This window comes from Rhizobium sp. 01T417, assembly GCF_056398905.1.
The window spans coordinates 85073-100205 of the sequence record NZ_JBFTQH010000014.1 but is presented as its reverse complement, the minus strand read 5'-3'; the positions used below and the strand labels follow the sequence as shown (position 1 = coordinate 100205).

The 15133-nt window shown below is 58.7% G+C and carries 15 protein-coding genes; 10 read left to right on the top strand and 5 right to left on the bottom strand.

The genetic code is table 11. The features are described from left to right. Nucleotides 1-5: 5 nt before the first annotated feature. Together AC1DPR_RS15955 and AC1DPR_RS15950 are read right to left on the bottom strand one after the other, a co-directional pair. Nucleotides 6-518, bottom strand: coding sequence for a helix-turn-helix domain-containing protein (locus AC1DPR_RS15955; RefSeq protein ID WP_113161891.1), 513 nt, complete (start codon nucleotides 516-518; stop codon nucleotides 6-8). Continuing rightward, nucleotides 515-871, bottom strand: coding sequence for a hypothetical protein (locus AC1DPR_RS15950; RefSeq protein ID WP_477816666.1), 357 nt, complete (start codon nucleotides 869-871; stop codon nucleotides 515-517). The genes AC1DPR_RS15955 and AC1DPR_RS15950 overlap by 4 nt, the downstream gene beginning before the upstream one ends. A gap of 295 nt (nucleotides 872-1166) precedes the next feature. Here AC1DPR_RS15950 and AC1DPR_RS15945 point away from each other — a divergent pair, with 295 nt between their 5' ends. Continuing rightward, nucleotides 1167-1811, top strand: a complete 645-nt coding sequence (locus AC1DPR_RS15945; protein ID WP_477816685.1) for a glutathione S-transferase family protein — start codon at nucleotides 1167-1169, stop codon at nucleotides 1809-1811. 101 nt (nucleotides 1812-1912) lie between these two features. On the opposite strand, the gene AC1DPR_RS15940 is transcribed toward AC1DPR_RS15945, so the two are convergent. Next, entirely contained in the window at nucleotides 1913-2932 is a 1020-nt protein-coding gene (locus AC1DPR_RS15940; RefSeq protein ID WP_477816665.1) for a LacI family DNA-binding transcriptional regulator, read from the bottom strand. 141 nt (nucleotides 2933-3073) lie between these two features. Here AC1DPR_RS15940 and AC1DPR_RS15935 point away from each other — a divergent pair, with 141 nt between their 5' ends. The 5 genes from AC1DPR_RS15935 to AC1DPR_RS15915 all read left to right on the top strand — a co-directional run bounded on the left by AC1DPR_RS15935 (nucleotide 3074) and on the right by AC1DPR_RS15915 (nucleotide 9485). Continuing rightward, a complete protein-coding gene (locus tag AC1DPR_RS15935; RefSeq protein WP_477816664.1) occupies nucleotides 3074-5407 on the top strand; it encodes a family 78 glycoside hydrolase catalytic domain in 2334 nt (777 codons plus the stop codon). Between the two features lie 69 nt (nucleotides 5408-5476). Then, a complete protein-coding gene (locus AC1DPR_RS15930; protein ID WP_477816663.1) occupies nucleotides 5477-6757 on the top strand; it encodes an ABC transporter substrate-binding protein in 1281 nt (426 codons plus the stop codon). 59 nt (nucleotides 6758-6816) lie between these two features. Further along, on the top strand, nucleotides 6817-7680 hold the full coding sequence (locus tag AC1DPR_RS15925) for a carbohydrate ABC transporter permease (protein WP_113161886.1): 864 nt from the start codon (nucleotides 6817-6819) through the stop codon (nucleotides 7678-7680). Next, nucleotides 7677-8501, top strand: a complete 825-nt coding sequence (locus AC1DPR_RS15920) for a carbohydrate ABC transporter permease (protein ID WP_477816662.1) — start codon at nucleotides 7677-7679, stop codon at nucleotides 8499-8501. The genes AC1DPR_RS15925 and AC1DPR_RS15920 overlap by 4 nt, the downstream gene beginning before the upstream one ends. A 3-nt stretch (nucleotides 8502-8504) precedes the next feature. After that, a complete protein-coding gene (locus AC1DPR_RS15915) occupies nucleotides 8505-9485 on the top strand; it encodes an ABC transporter ATP-binding protein (RefSeq protein WP_113470380.1) in 981 nt (326 codons plus the stop codon). 256 nt (nucleotides 9486-9741) lie between these two features. Here the strand turns inward: AC1DPR_RS15915 and AC1DPR_RS15910 are convergent, their stop codons facing one another. Both AC1DPR_RS15910 and AC1DPR_RS15905 read right to left on the bottom strand, forming a co-directional pair. Further along, on the bottom strand, nucleotides 9742-10929 hold the full coding sequence (locus tag AC1DPR_RS15910) for a galactarate dehydratase (protein ID WP_018856329.1): 1188 nt from the start codon (nucleotides 10927-10929) through the stop codon (nucleotides 9742-9744). A gap of 12 nt (nucleotides 10930-10941) precedes the next feature. Next, nucleotides 10942-12156 (bottom strand): mandelate racemase/muconate lactonizing enzyme family protein, encoded by a 1215-nt coding sequence (locus AC1DPR_RS15905; protein WP_477816661.1) that lies wholly within the window; start codon nucleotides 12154-12156, stop codon nucleotides 10942-10944. A 45-nt stretch (nucleotides 12157-12201) separates the two neighbouring features. Between AC1DPR_RS15905 and AC1DPR_RS15900 the strand changes: the two genes are divergently transcribed. The 4 genes from AC1DPR_RS15900 (at nucleotide 12202) to AC1DPR_RS15885 (ending at nucleotide 15121) form a co-directional block, all read left to right on the top strand. Further along, on the top strand, nucleotides 12202-12327 hold the full coding sequence (locus AC1DPR_RS15900; protein WP_477816660.1) for a hypothetical protein: 126 nt from the start codon (nucleotides 12202-12204) through the stop codon (nucleotides 12325-12327). A 292-nt stretch (nucleotides 12328-12619) separates the two neighbouring features. Beyond that, nucleotides 12620-13333 (top strand): ribonuclease activity regulator RraA, encoded by a 714-nt coding sequence (locus AC1DPR_RS15895; RefSeq protein ID WP_477816659.1) that lies wholly within the window; start codon nucleotides 12620-12622, stop codon nucleotides 13331-13333. Next, on the top strand, nucleotides 13330-14049 hold the full coding sequence (locus AC1DPR_RS15890) for a FadR/GntR family transcriptional regulator (RefSeq protein ID WP_113470379.1): 720 nt from the start codon (nucleotides 13330-13332) through the stop codon (nucleotides 14047-14049). Before AC1DPR_RS15895 ends, AC1DPR_RS15890 begins: the two co-directional genes overlap by 4 nt. A 118-nt stretch (nucleotides 14050-14167) precedes the next feature. Further along, nucleotides 14168-15121, top strand: coding sequence for a dihydrodipicolinate synthase family protein (locus AC1DPR_RS15885; RefSeq protein ID WP_018856334.1), 954 nt, complete (start codon nucleotides 14168-14170; stop codon nucleotides 15119-15121). The last annotated feature ends 12 nt before the right edge of the window (nucleotides 15122-15133 follow it).

Here is a 15133-nt window from a genome sequence, read left to right as displayed (position 1 = left end):
TGGCATCATCCTACCTGGGAAGATGGAATCTCTAGCCGGGCTTCCATTTCGTCGAAAACAACGCGCATCTCAAGGCGGCCACCCATCGCGGCCACATGCTTCGCCAGAGTTTCGAACTTTATGTTTTCCCGCTTCTCGATTCTGTTGACCGACGGTTGCTTGATCGAAAGAGCCTCAGCAAGCTCTACCTGCGACAGGTTGTTGAGCTTCCGCATGTCCACGAGAGTGAGGTATCCAATAGATCCCGACCTTTCGAATTGCCTGAATAACTGATCGACCCGATTGGCAGCCTTTTCCGCGTTTCGGTAGACCTCATCAGGTCTCTGTCCGTACGCATCGTCGGAAATGAATAGCCCTAGTCCAGCATGCGGGCGGAAGGAGATTTGCGTGGAGAAATCGTTCCTTGTGATGTCCAGAAATGTCTCGCCATTCGGATCATCAGCAGCGTCAGTTTCAACGGCGAACCCAAGCTCTTGGAGGTGAGCGACTGTATCAGTCAAAAGGCTAGTTGCTGTCATATTCCCAATCCTTCTCCATCCGCGCCCAGCTTTTCGAGGACTACAGCTTTTTGAAACCCTATTGTTTCAATCCGTATAGCGCCATTTGCTCCGATGATCGTGTTGTGTGCTCTGGATCGATACCGGATGGTGCCTGGATGGCCCGGTACTTTCCGGGCGTTGTCAGCTTGTGGAGGGTACATTCGTCCATCCGTCTGAAAAGCTGACGGGTGGGAGGCAACGCCGGAAAACTCGTCTTCAACGCCGTCGAGGGTCTCGCGGATAAGTTCACACGCCTCGTCATGTGTTCCTGCTGCCTCCGCGCCGGCCAGCCGCTCAACGAAGAGCGTGAATCGCTCTTGCTTAGTCTTCATATAAAGCCCTTAAATATACTCTGCAAGGTATAATATGGTTCTTTTCTTAATGTGCCTACAGCGCGGGCGATAGGCCTAACGCGCTAAACCTGACCTGGCCGCGCCTCGCCGGACGAGGACAAAACCCTTGTGCCATTGGCTCCCCAGGGCGGGCGGAGGAGAAAACGTGCTTCGCGCCGTCACTACCCTTCTGTGGGATAGCTATGTCGCGGGCCCAGCAGAATTTTCATCGCCATGTCGAAAGGCTCGGTCGTCGTTCGTCTTTTGCTATGAAGACAGTGGAGGCAAAGACCTAATGAAGATTTATTTCAGCAGAAACCCCAATCCGCGACTCGCTGTCGCCGTGGCGCGGTTCTTGAAAATGGAGGTGGAATTCGAGTTTGCCGCACCAATGGCCCCAGGGCAGTCGGAGCGATTTTCTTCACTCAACCCAAACCTTCTGTTGCCTATCTTGGAGCATAGCGGTCGCACACTTTGGGAGACCGATGCGATCGCGTGCTGGTTTTCCCGTCGTGTTGGCTCGAATTTCTGGAGAACCGACGATCATGAGCCGGAAATGATACGCTGGATCAGCTGGGCGAAGGAGAATTTCGTCAAGGCCTGTGACGTCGTGCATTGGGAGCGAGGCACGAAGTTGCGTTACGGCATCGGAACCTGTGACGAGAGGATGGTTGAAGAGGGTCTTGGACAATTCCACAAGGCCGCCGGCATTCTCGAAAGCCAGCTTGCTGATCGATCGTGGTTGGTCGGCGAGACGATTTCCTTTGCAGATTTTCGGATGGCGACATTCTTGCCGTTCAACGACGCCGCGCGCCTCCCGATTGATCGGTATCCCGCAATAAAACGGTGGGCCGACCGTCTCCATGAGATCGATGCATGGCGCGATCCGTTTTCCGGATTGGAGGCGCCAGATTTGCCGCCGATTCCCAGTCCGTCCTGAGATCCGTCTCAGCGCCACCGAAAATCGCAGTGGTTGCTGGAGCCACTGGCGGAGCCCAGGCACCAATTGAACGAGACCCCAAGCTTTTTTTCTGGGAGCATTCAGGTGCTGCCGCGCCATTCGATACGGGGTTCGATCAGGACGTGGCGAGCGTCCTTGCGTCCTTCTATTCGGCTAAGCAGCGCTTCGCTCGCGGTCCTGCCGAGTTCAGCGGCGTTCTGGTCTACACTTGTCAGGCCGACGAGCGGTATGGCCGCCATCGGCGAATTGTCGTAGCCGACAATTGCAAGATCTTCCGGGACACGTATGCCACTCATGCGCGCGGCATTGATGAGTGGCACAGCATCGAGATCGGACCAGACGAAAACCGCGCGGGGACGGTCATTCAGGGCCAGAAAATCATTGATGGCGGCCCGGCGGTCGGATCCCACAAGCGGCAGACGGATGATGCGGGCCTCTAGGCCCGCAGCCTTCATGCCGTCAAGATAGCCCTTTTCGCGCTGGAGGGCGACGATGGTGGGCGGTGAATCGGCAAGGTCATAACCGAGCATCGCGATGTCCGTGTAGCCGGACCGCAACGCTGCTTCCACGGCCAGGCAGGCGCCCCGTCGATCGTCGGAATTGACCGTGTCATAGGTCTGCGCATGCGGCTCATGGTGCGCGATGACGACGATCGGGATCTGGCGTGCATAGCGCTCCAGCACCTTGCTCGATATCCTGGGAGCGATGATCAGAACGCCATCCATGCGGTTGTCGATCATCGATTCGATCATGGAAGCTTCGATCGGGCTCGTAGAACGGCCGATGCCGATCAGTGCCTTGAAGCTGCTTTTCGCCAGCCTGGCATTGGCCTCCTCGATGACACCCGCCAGGAACGGGTTCGACAATTCGATCACCAGGACGCCAACCGTCTGCGTGCGGCCACGCATGGCTCGCGCTGCGACAGAAGGTCGGTAGTTCAATTTTTCGATCGAGATCTCGACCTTGGTTCGCAAGACCTCGCTGACCCCGTAAGCATTACGCAGAACTTTCGAGACCGCAGCGACGGAGACACCGGCATCGTGGGCCACGTCACGGATAGTGACCCTGTCTCTTGTCGCGTTAACGGTCTGATTTTTCATTCCAAATCGCCTCATTCCCCGGTGTTCGGAAAATTATAGACACAAAAGCTCTTGCGCGGCAATCGATAGTGTAGAATGATATACATAGAACGATACACACAAAGCAATCGCCGGAGGAATTGGCGATTGGGGAGGTTCTAGATGAAGACTGTTTCGGCCCACGGCCTTGCCGGGGAAGACGGCCTTGCCGGTTCTGCTTTCCATTTTACAGCGTCGATGATCGGACCCGCCTGCGACGGTGGCCAGGCAACACAGGGCACATTCGTCGCGCGGGAATTCTCGCTCGATGTGGTTCCGGCCGAAGCAGTTCTCAGTCTCTCGGCCCTCGGTCTCTACCGCGCCTTCCTCAATGGAAAACGCGTGGGTACCGATCTCTTGACCCCCGGCTGGACCTGCTACGACGACCGGATTGCCTATCAGGCCTACGATGTCGCTAAGCTCCTGCAACCCGGCAACAATCGCATCGAAATCTGGCTTGGCGACGGCTGGTATCGCAGCCAGCTGATGTGGGCATCCAACCCGATACTCAATTGCTGGGGCGACCGGACGGGGGCGATCGCAGAACTGCGCGCCGGCGGCGAGCTACTCGTGAAAACCGACGATAGCTGGAAGAGCGGCTTCACACCCGTTGTTCGCAACGGCATCTACTATGGCGAGGATTATGACGCCCGCATTCGCCCAAAGGATAGCCATGGCGTCGATGTGCTCTCCTTCGACAGGGCCTTGCTCGTCCCGCATGAGACTGGTGCGGTCAAGGAATTGGACGCTCTTTCACCGACCGACAGCTGGACGGAGGCCGATGGCCGCACTGTCTTTGATTTCGGACAGAATGCCGGCGCCTATGTCCGGCTGCGCCTTAGGGGTGTCGCCGGAGCAAAGGTGCGCGTCGAGCATTCCGAAGTGCTCGGCCCCGATCGCTTCTTCGACAATCGCAATTATCGCAGTGCGCGTGCTGAAGTCTCGTATACGCTTTCCGGGCAAGGCGAGGAGGATTATGCGCCGCTCTTCACCTTCTTCGGCTTCCGTTACGCGCGCATCACTGTGACAGGTGAGGCCGAACTCACCGCCATCACGATGGTGCCGATAACCTCGGTACCCCTGACTGCCGGCGGGTTTACCTCAGGTGTTGCGAGCGTCAACCGATTGGTCGAAAACACGATCTGGTCGCAGCGCTCGAATTTCATCGAAGTGCCGACCGATTGCCCGCAGCGCGACGAGCGTCTCGGCTGGACCGGTGATGCGCAGGTTTTCGCCGGAACGGCCTGCTGGCTTGCCGACAGCCACTCCTTCCTCAAGAAATACCTGCGCGATGTCATCCACGATCAACGGGCCAATGGGGCAGTGTCGCATTTTTCACCCGATCCGACGCGGCTCCACCCAATCGATGGCCGCGGTGACTGGGCGGGATCGACCGGCTGGGGCGATGCGATCGTCATCATTCCCTGGCAGCTTTACCTGCATTACGGTGACAGCGCTGCCTTGGAAGAGTGCTTCCCCGCAATGTTGCGCTGGCTCGATTATCTCTGGGGCATCTCTGACGGGCCGATCATCCGGCCGCCCGCCGTCTGGGGCGCGCACGGCTTCACCTTCGGCGACTGGCTTCAGCCGGTCGGGGATAACAGAAAGCCCCGCCCGACCATAGCAGATGATTGCGCAGCTACCCTATACCACTTCATTTCAACGCAACTGACGGCAAAGATCGCCCGTACTCTCGGTGAGACCGTCGAAGCCGCTCGGCTCGAGAAGCGTGCTGAGGAGATTAAGACAGCATTCAGACACGAGTTCTTCGCACCCTCCGGCCGCATTGCCCATAATGACCAGACCTCGTGGGCCCTGGCCTTCCTCTATGGCCTCGTTCCGCCGGAATACGAGGAAGCCGCGCAAGGCTACTTCCGTAGGGTGGCGGAGGAAACGGATGGGGTCATCGGTACGGGCTTTATCGGCACTCCCGCCCTGCTGCCGGCGCTGACGCGACTTGGTATGGTGGACCTTGCCGAGAAGATGTTCCTGAACCGGAAGGTTCCCGGATGGCTCTATCAGGTCGACCGCGGCGCGACTTCGATCTGGGAGCGATGGGATGCACTTTCCGAAGATGGTACGATCTATGATCCCGACATGAACAGCTACAACCACTATGCCTATGGCGCGGTCTGCCAATGGCTCTTCGAAGACGTTGCCGGGATCAAGCCGCTGGAAGACAAGCCCGGTTTCGAGGAAGTTCTCTTCGATCCCGCAATCTTGCCTGCTCTCTCGCCGGTTTCGGCATGGCATGATACGCGCTTTGGTCGAATCGAGGCTGGATGGACCCTGGAGGAAGGTTTCGTCACATGCCGCCTGGTGCTGCCGGAAGGTGTCACTGCGCGTCTCGAGGGGAAAAGCGAGCGCAAGTCGCTGCAGGCCAATGGCGCCAATGTCGAGCAAGGCAAGGAAATCAGGCTCGGCGCGGGGGAGCATAAGATTACGTTTTCCAACTGATGCAATTTGCCTGCAGGCCTTCGATCTGCGGGCAATCAGCTTACGCATTCCGGTCTTCAAGAGGAGGAAATGACTATGCGAATGACGAAGTGCAGCATCCTTGCAGCCAGCATCATGGCTCTTGCCGCTGGAGTGGCACATGCGGATGTGACCCTCAGTGTGCTGATCGATACCAATCCGGAATCCATTGCCTCGTTCGATGCGGTTTCAAAGGCCTATACGGAAAAGCATCCTGACGTCAGCTTCGACGTCGAGCAGCGCGCGGGCGGCTCCGAAGGCGACAACATCATCAAGACCCGGCTCGCGACCGGCGAGATGGCGGATATCTTCCAGTATAATAGCGGTTCGCTGTTCCAGGCTTTGAAGCCGCAGGAAACGATAGCCGACCTTGCCGACCTTCCCTCGGAAGCTGGTATTCTTGACACGTTCAAGAAGGTTGCTAGCGGCCCGGACGGCCATGTCCGCGGCATTCCCTTCGGTCCGGCCATGGGTGGCGGCATATTCTATAACAAGAAGATCTACGCCGATCTCGGCCTCACCCCGCCGAAGACCTGGGCGGAGTTCATGAGCAACAATGAGAAGATCAAGGCGGCCGGAAAGGTGGCAGTCGCCCAGACCTACGGCACGACCTGGACGTCGCAGCTCTTCGTGCTTGCCGATTTCTATAATGTTCAGGCCGAGGTCCCGAATTTCGCCGACGACTACACTGCCAACAAGGTCAAGTATGCCAATACGCCTGCGGCACTGCATGGCTTCGAACACCTGGAGGAAGTGGCCAAGGGAGGCTACCTCAATGCCGACTTCGGTGCTGCGACATTTGACGACGGCATGCGCATGGTCGCGACGGGTGAGGCCGCGCACTATCCGAACCTCACGTTCGGTATCGGCAATGTCCAGCAGAACTTTCCGGACAATCTGAAAGATCTCGGCTTCTTCGCTCAACCGGGCATGGATGCTGGAAAGAATGGCCTGACGGTCTGGATGCCTTCAGCGCTCTATGTTTCTGCCAAATCTGAAAATGTCGAGGAAGCCAAGAAATTCCTTGATTTCGTTGGCTCCAAGGAAGCCTGCGACTTGATGGCAAAGGCCGTCCCGTCGGGTCCGTATCTCGTAAAGGGGTGCGAGCTCCCGAAAGATATTCCGCCGGCTGTTTCCGACATGCTCCCTTATTTTGACACTGAGGGCCGCAACGGCCCGGCACTCGAGTTCCTCTCACCCGTCAAGGGACCGGCACTAGAGCAGATTACGGTTGAAGTCGGAACCGGCATCCGCTCCGCCAAGGACGCGGCTGCGCTCTACGACCAGGATGTCGAGAAGCAGGCCAAGCAGCTTGGCCTGCCGAACTGGTAACCTCCCAGCCGATGCCCCATCCAGGTCAACCTGGATGGGGGACGCTTCAAGGTGTCCGTATGACAACACGAAAGTCCGCCTATCCCTACTGGTTTGTGCTGCCAGCGGCAGTGGTCTTCACTGTTCTGTTTCTGGCCCCGACGATCGCGTCCTTCTGGTTCAGCCTCACGCGCTGGGACCTGTTCACGACACAGTTCATCGGGCTAGAAAATTACCGGCAGTTCTTTCGCGAGCCCTTTTTGATACAGGGCCTCGTCAACACGATCATTTATGCTGTCCTGACCTCGGGCACGAAAACCGTTCTCGGTCTGCTGCTCGCCGTATTGCTGACCTCCGGGCTTTGGGGACAAGGCCTGCTGCGTACCGTGATTTTCTTTCCGGTTCTCGTCTCGACGATTGGCGTCGGCATCACCTTCTCGGTGCTCATGCATCCGACACGCGGGCTGATCAATGTGGCACTTGCTGCGATCGGCGTCCATGGTCCGGGCTGGCTGACCGACCCCGCGCTTGCGCTTTACTCCATCATTTTCGTCGACCTCTGGAAAGGGATCGGGCTTGCAACGGTCATCTATATTGCAGGTCTCGCCTCAATCAGCCCGGACTACTATGAGGCCGCCCGCATTGATGGGGCGACTGGCCGCCAGATGTTCTTTCGTGTCACCGTGCCGCTGGTCAGACCCGCCACCGTCACCGTCGTGACGCTCTCCCTCATCGGGGGGCTAAGAAGCTTCGATCTTGTCTGGGCGATGACGCGCGGCGGTCCGGGCTTTTCTTCGGATGTGCTGGCAAGCGTCATCTACAAGCAATATCAGGCGGGTTTCTACGGTCTCTCGACTGCCGGTAACGTGATCCTCTTCCTCCTCATCGGGCTGATCGTCCTGCCGCTGACGGCCTGGTTCAATCGCAAGGAGGTGGATCTATGAGACGCCGCCAGATCTATACCGGGATTGCGGCCTTGGCTGCTTGCGGCGTGATCTTCGTGCTGCCATTCATGTTTATCTTCATCATGGCCGCCAAGACGAAGCAGGATGCGGCAACGCTGAAATTCAGCTGGCCGGCCGAGTGGCAGCTCTGGCAGAACTTCATGGAGGTCGTCCAGACCCGCAACTACATGCTGCTGCTTGCCTATTTCAATTCGACCGTCATCACTGTGGCCGCCGTCACATTGCTGGTGCTCTTCGGCGCCATGGTCGGCTATGTGCTGCAGCGCCGCCCGTCACGCTGGAACCCGGTCATCTACGGCTGCGTGCTAGCCGGCCTGATGATCCCCCCGGCCGTTGTCCCGACCATCTGGGTGTTGCAGATGCTTGGTCTCTTCAAGACACTATCTGGCATGGTTCTGATCCAGCTTGCCTATGGCCTTGGCTTCACGGTTTTGCTGTTTCGCAGTTTCATCGCAACCATTCCTCGGGATCTCGACGAGGCCGCAATCATTGACGGTGCAAAACCGTTACAGATCTTCTTTCGCGTCATCCTGCCGCTGCTGAAGCCGGTCACCGTTACGGTCATCGTCGTCCAGTCAATAGCCATCTTCAACGATTTCACCAACCCGCTCTATTATCTGCCGGGCCGCGAAAATGTCACGGTGCAGCTGACGCTCTATAACTTTCAGGGACAGTTCCAGACGCAGTTCAATCTGCTGTTCATGAACATCCTTCTCGTGACCATTCCACCCCTGATCGTCTTCATTTTCTTCAACCGGCAGATCGTTGCAGGCATGACCGCCGGTGCAGTCAAGGGATAAGCCATGACAAGCGTTGTTCTCGAAAAAGTCCGCAAGAGCTTTGGCAGCCTGGAGGTGATGAAGGGAGTTGATCTCACCGTCGATGCCGGCGAATTCTGCGTCTTTGTCGGTCCGTCCGGTTGCGGGAAGTCGACGTTGCTCCGCATCATTTCCGGACTGGAGACCCAGACATCGGGCAAGGTCTTCATCGACAGCAAGGATGTCACAGATGCCGAACCCTCCAAGCGCGGCATTGCTATGGTGTTTCAATCCTACGCGCTTTATCCGCATCTGACGGTCGCAGAAAACATCGGCTTCGGCCTCTCGCTTGCCAGGCGGCCCAAGGCGGAAATCGCCGAACGGGTGAAGCAGACTGCCGATATCTTGCAGCTCTCGCATCTGCTCGACCGCAAGCCAAAGGCGCTCTCCGGCGGCCAGCGCCAACGCGTCGCGATCGGCCGTGCCATCGTCCGCAACCCGAAAGTCTTCCTGTTCGACGAACCCCTGTCAAATCTCGACGCGTCGCTCCGCTCGCAGATGCGCATCGAACTGACCGAGCTTCATGCCAAGCTCGGCGCCACAATGATCTACGTCACGCACGATCAGGTGGAGGCGATGACAATGGCCGACAAGATCGTCGTTTTGAACGGCGGGGCCATCGAGCAGGTCGGGACACCGATGGCGCTCTACAACAATCCGGCCACTCCATTTGTCGCGGGCTTTATCGGCTCGCCGAAGATGAACCTGTTTGAAGCGGAGATTGCCGCGCGGGAAGGCTGCCGGATCTATGGTATCCGGCCCGAACATATCGTGCTCTCATCAACGGAAGGAAAATGGCAAGGCAAAGTGCGTCATATCGAGCGGCTCGGCGCAGATACGGTCATCCATCTTGATGTACCGGAGTTGCAGGTGCTCGTCGTACGCACGGACGGCGACCGGCAAATTTCGGTCGGCGAGACCCTCTTCGCGTCCCCCGTCAACGGAAAGGAGCATCGGTTCTCCTGACACGTGGGACGCGTTGCTTTTCTTTCCTTTCCTTTCAAGTCGGGCATTGCTTCCCGGATAACAGCATCCATGTAGACGTGTTCCCGGACGGGGGCGTCAATCAGCATCATTCAGTCGCTGCAATCGACGACGGCCAACTCAAATTTTACACAACCAATCCACTATCGATTGGCTGACAGCTTTCATCGGCGGCGTCAAATACCGCCGATGCCGTTGACAGTCTGGCCTTCAAGGCTGGACGGCGCTCGATGAGCACTTACGCAAAAGCGTAAGAGCCGTCCGGCCGTTTGGGAACGCGGCGTTGCCAGTGCACATAGCCTTCATGAACCATGGCTTCTTCGTCCATCTCAACGCCCCAGCCCGGCCTGTCCGGCCTCAGCTCGAGATAGCCGTCCTTGGGCAAATAGGGATCGATGACGTAACGCGTTTCGCCCTGTCGGCTCTCAATATCAAGGCCGCCGTAGACATACGCCTGCCCCTTAGGCAGCCGATACTCCAGAATACGAAAATTCTGTGCGGCGGCGGAGAAGTGAACATTCACGGCCGTGGCGAGTGGTCCCATGGGATTGTGGGGCGCCACGCCGACGAAATGCGCTTCGGCAAGTGTTGCAATGCGCCGCATCTCGCTGATGCCGCCGACCACGCAGATGTCGGGTTGGATCAGGTCGGCGCCCTTGACCTGCAGAAGGCGCAGGAACTCGTTTCGATTGTACAGCGATTCACCTGTTGCGAGCACGCAGTTCAGCCCCTGCTTGAGATCGCCCCAGGCCTCGATGTTTTCGGGGCGGAGGGGCTCCTCGTAAAACAGCGGATCGTAGGGAGCAAGCGCATTGCCGAGCTGGCGTGCGGCGACAGGCTCGAAGATCTTTGCATGTGCGTCAAATGCGATCTCGTACTCGTCCCGCACGGTCTCCCGCAGAGAGCGGAAATAATCCGCCGACGCCTTGACCACGTTGCCCCAGCGATGTGCGTGCATGTCGATGCGCCACGGGCTGAGCTTGAATGCGGTAAAGCCCCATTCTTCATTCAGCCGATCGAACTCATCGCGCGCTGCTGGTGCATCGGGTGCTGTATAGACGCCGGCATAGACCTTGACACGATCGCGAACTTCACCGCCAAGCAGCTTGTAGACGGGAAGATTGGCAGCCTTTGCGGCGAGGTCCCAAAGGCAGTGATCAAGCGCCGAGATCGCAGCCAACCCAAGGGCGCCCGGTGGGAACCGGCTTTGCTGGATCAACAGATTGACCAGATAGTCGACACGCGTTGGATCCTGACCGGACAGAAAACCATAGAGGTAGTCGAGGAGGGGAGGGAGCGCCTTGTCGGGACCGTGGTTGTAGCATTCGCCCCAGCCCGTCAGACCGTCGTCGGTGTCGAGTGCGACGATGACGCGGGGACGGTCCTTGTCGCGGGTCATGAACACCCGCATGCGGTCGATCTTCATTTCTCTTTCCTTCTAGCGATTGAAATAGCGGTGACGCGACAGGCGCGTCTGGACGTAAAGATGCTCGTTATAAGTTCCGGGATTGTAGGAGCCGGCACTCTCGGGCACCGGCACGGAGACATTCCCGCCGCTTGGAAAGCGCGCCACGAATGCTTCATCGATATCACAACCAAGACCCGGCGCGTCCGGGACGGCAATCGATCCGCCGACCTGTTGTGGATGGGGCAAAATCGTCAGCTTTCGACCGTCCCAATCGTCATCGATGCGTTCGAGGATGAGGGCGTTCGGAATAGCCGCCAGCACTTGCAACGCAGCGTATTCGGCGACAGGACCGAGCGAGCCTGAATGCGGCGCCATCTGGATGTGATGGGCCTCGGCCATGGCCGCGATCTTCTTCATCTGCGTAATGCCACCGGCCCGCCCGGTATCGGGCTGGATGATGTCGACCAGTTCGTTTTCGATCAGTTCGCGCTCTCCAAAAATCGTCGCCGAACGTTCGCCGGCTGCCAAGGGAACGTGGGCGGCATCGCGAATGCGTCGGTAGCCATCGATGTTTTCCGGTGCGATCGGATCCTCGACCCAGAAGAGTTCGTAAGGCTCAAGCGCCCTGACCAGCCGGCAGGCATCGGCCGGTGTTAGCCAGGGCGGGCCATGAAGATCGATTGCAATGTCGATCTCGTTGCCGACTGCTTCGCGCAAGGCGGCAACCTTGCGCACCGGGTCCGCAACCCCGCCGCATTTGATCGCCTTTATCCCGCGTTCCTTGACGGCAAGTGCCCGCTCGGGCGTGTTTGCATGGGAGTAGATCGGAATCCGGTCACGAACCTTGCCGCCAAGCAGCATCCAGACTGGCACACCGAGCGACTTTCCCTTGATGTCCCACAGTGCCATGTCTATGCCGGTCATGGCGCCGGCGCCAACCGTTCCCAACATGCCGTGACCCATCATGGCGACATGCATCTTCTGCCATAGCCGCTCGATATGGGCCGGGTCCTCGCCGATGAGGAGCGGCGCAAGATCGTGGATCGCGGTCTCGATGACACGCGGCCATCCGGAGCATTCGCCGATACCTGTTATGCCTTCGTCCGTGTCGATTTTCAAAAACAGCCAGTTTCTTGTGCCTGGCAGCCTGGAGGCGCCATCGCCTGACCGTTCATCAGAAGCCCATTTGGACGGATCGGGCTGGCCGGCATGCATGAGAAAGGTTCTGATCCCGGTAATCTTCATTGTAAGAAACTCCAGTGCCTCAGATGTCTGTTAGATGCAGCGAAGATGCCGCGAGCGATCCCGCTGTCGCTGATCGAGGCGCGCTCTGAGGATTGTCCGACGCCGAACAGCGGCGCTGCAGTCCTTGTCTCCTTCGTGACCTCGACAAGCATGCAGCGCTTTCCCGTCTGATCCCTCGGCATGTCCGTCAAGGTGGCAAACTCCGGCATGCTCTCCAGGGATCGCGCGCCCGACGATGTCGCGCAGACTGATTCCGCATCACTTCCTCCCACATTGCCCAAAAGGCGGACGGCAGGACGAGCTCCCGTCCTGCCTCAAAGCGCTCTCCCTGGCGCTGCTGCTGACGATAGGCAAGGTTTCAAATAATTACAAGAGTTGACAGATAATTACAGATTATGTAGCGATGGTGGTGAGGAAACGCCTGCTTTCACCTCTAAACGACCGTCCAGGAAGGCATGGGGATATGAATCTGTCAGATGCTGTGCGAACAAAATTGGGAGCAGTCTCGACGGCAACGCTGACGACGGTGTTGATGAAGCGCGGCTTGAGGAATGTCTTCATCCGCGGCATTCACAAGATCAATCCGCAAGCGCCTCGCCTGGTCGGGCCTGCCTTCACGCTGCGCTACATTCCTGCGCGGGAGGACATCGATCATCTCGGCGTCTTTGGCGATTTGAATCACCCGCAGCGCCGCGCCATCGAAGAATGCCCGCAAGGCGCCGTGCTTGTTATCGATAGCCGCAAGGATCATTCGGCCGCTTCCGCCGGTGGAATCCTGATTACGCGCCTCTTCAAGCGCGGTGCGGCAGGCGTTGTTACCGATGGGGGTTTTCGCGACACGCCGGACATCGCCTCCCTGCCGTTTGCAGCCTATCACGCAGCACCCTCGGCGCCGACGAACCTGGTGCGCCACCATGCCCTCGATATCAATCAGCCGATTGGCTGCGGTGATGTGCCCGTCTATCCCGGCGATCTCATGGTTGGCGACAATGAAGGCGTGGTCGTCATCCCGGCAGCGATGGCAGAAGAGGTCGCCATCGAGGCTTTCGAGCAAACCGTTTTCGAGGATTTTGTGGAGGAACGGGTGCGCGCCGGGCAGGGGATATTTGGTCTCTATCCGCCCAACGAGGGCACCGCTGCGGAATTTGCGGTCTGGAGGAAAGAAAAGGGACGATGACGAAACTTTCCGCCGCCATGGAGCCTAGCAAGGGTGCAACCCGCTTCAGCGACATCATCTACGAGAAGATCGTCGGGATGATCGCAGACGGAAACTTTCCGGTGAACGAACGGTTGCCGCCGGAATCGAAGCTTGCCGCCATGTTCGGTGCTTCGAGGCCGGTTGTGCGCGAAGCACTTGAACGATTGAGGACCGATGGCCTTGTCGTCTCACGCAAGGGTTCCGGCTCCTATGTCCGACAGCGGCCGGACTCATCGATGCTGAAGATGGTGCCGGTCGGATCGCTCGCCGACGTTCAGCGCTTTTTCGAATTTCGCGCAGGTCTCGAAGCGGAGGCAGCGGGGCTTGCCGCCCGCAACTGGCAGCCGGAGGACAAGGAGCGGATCATGGCCGCACTGCAGGCAATCGAGGAATGCTTGCGCAACGGCGAGCTTGGGGCCGATGAGGATGAGGCGCTGCATGACGCGATCGCCATTGCCACCGGAAACCAGTTCCACATCACGGTCCGCGAGTGGTTCAGGCCACATTTTGCTGTCGGTCATTCCGTGACGCGAAGTCTTAGTCTCAAGCGCACGCCTGCGCAGATACGCAGCGTCCAGGATGAGCACGCGGTGATCGTGGCGGCGATCCTTGCGCGAAACGAAGCCGAGGCCCACGACGCGATGAAGCGCCACATCCTGAACGCACGCGCTCGAATGTTCCAGGGAGTCGATTGATGAGCCGACCGACCGCAGTGGCTATTACGAGGCCGGTACCGCCATTGCTCTTGATGTTGATGGCGAGCGCCTGGCGCCTATCCGCTTCGCGAGTTGATCGACAGGTAGGGGAGAGAAGATGAGTATCGCAACCATGCGCCAGGCCCTGACGGGCGTGTCCGGCGTTCCCGTGACGGCCTATGACAAAAACGGTGAGGTCGAACCCCGTTCGACTGCAAATATTTATCGCCGGGTGGCGATGGCTGGCATCCACAACATCGTCGCGGCTGGAAACACCGGCGAGTTCTATGCCTTGACCGTGGAGGAGATCCGCAGCGTACACGAGGCTGCGGTCACAGGTGTCGATGGCAAGGCGCCGGTGACGGCCGCGATCGGCAGATCACTGCGCGAGGCAGTCCGAATGGCAAGGGACGCAGCTGCGATCGGCGCATCTGCCGTCATGGCGCATCAGCCCGTCGATCCCTTTGCGGCACCATCGGCGCAAATCGACTATTTCTGCAAGCTGGCGGATGCTTCGCCCCTGCCAATGATTGCCTATGTGCGAGCCGACGGTTTTAATGTCGAAGACATGGTCCGCCTTGCCCGCCATGAAAACATCGCCGGCATCAAGTTCGCAACACCGGATCTAATGCTGCTTTCGCGGGCGATTTCAGCCTCCGATCCTGCAGGCGCACTCTTTGTCTGCGGCCTCGCTGAAAGCTGGGCTCTGTCGTTTACCGCCGCCGGCGCACGGGGCTTTACCTCCGGACTTGTCAACGTTGCGCCAAAGCTCTCGCTTGCGGTGCACGAAGCGCTTGCCAGCGGCGATTACGACGGGGCTCGCGCCATTCTTAACAAGCTTGAGCCGTTCGAACGCATGCGCACGAAATACCGCAACGGTGCGAATGTGACGGTCGTCAAGGAGGCGGTCACCCATTCCGGCCTGAACGTCGGTCCGGTTCGCGTGCCGGGATTGCCGATGCTGGACGAGAGCGATCGAGAAGAACTGTTTCGCCTGCTTCGTGCCTGGGAGGCTGCCGGTGACATCCAGCGGTATGGGGAAGCGCCGGTCGACACGAGGGCGGCGGGCTGAGTTCGACATTCA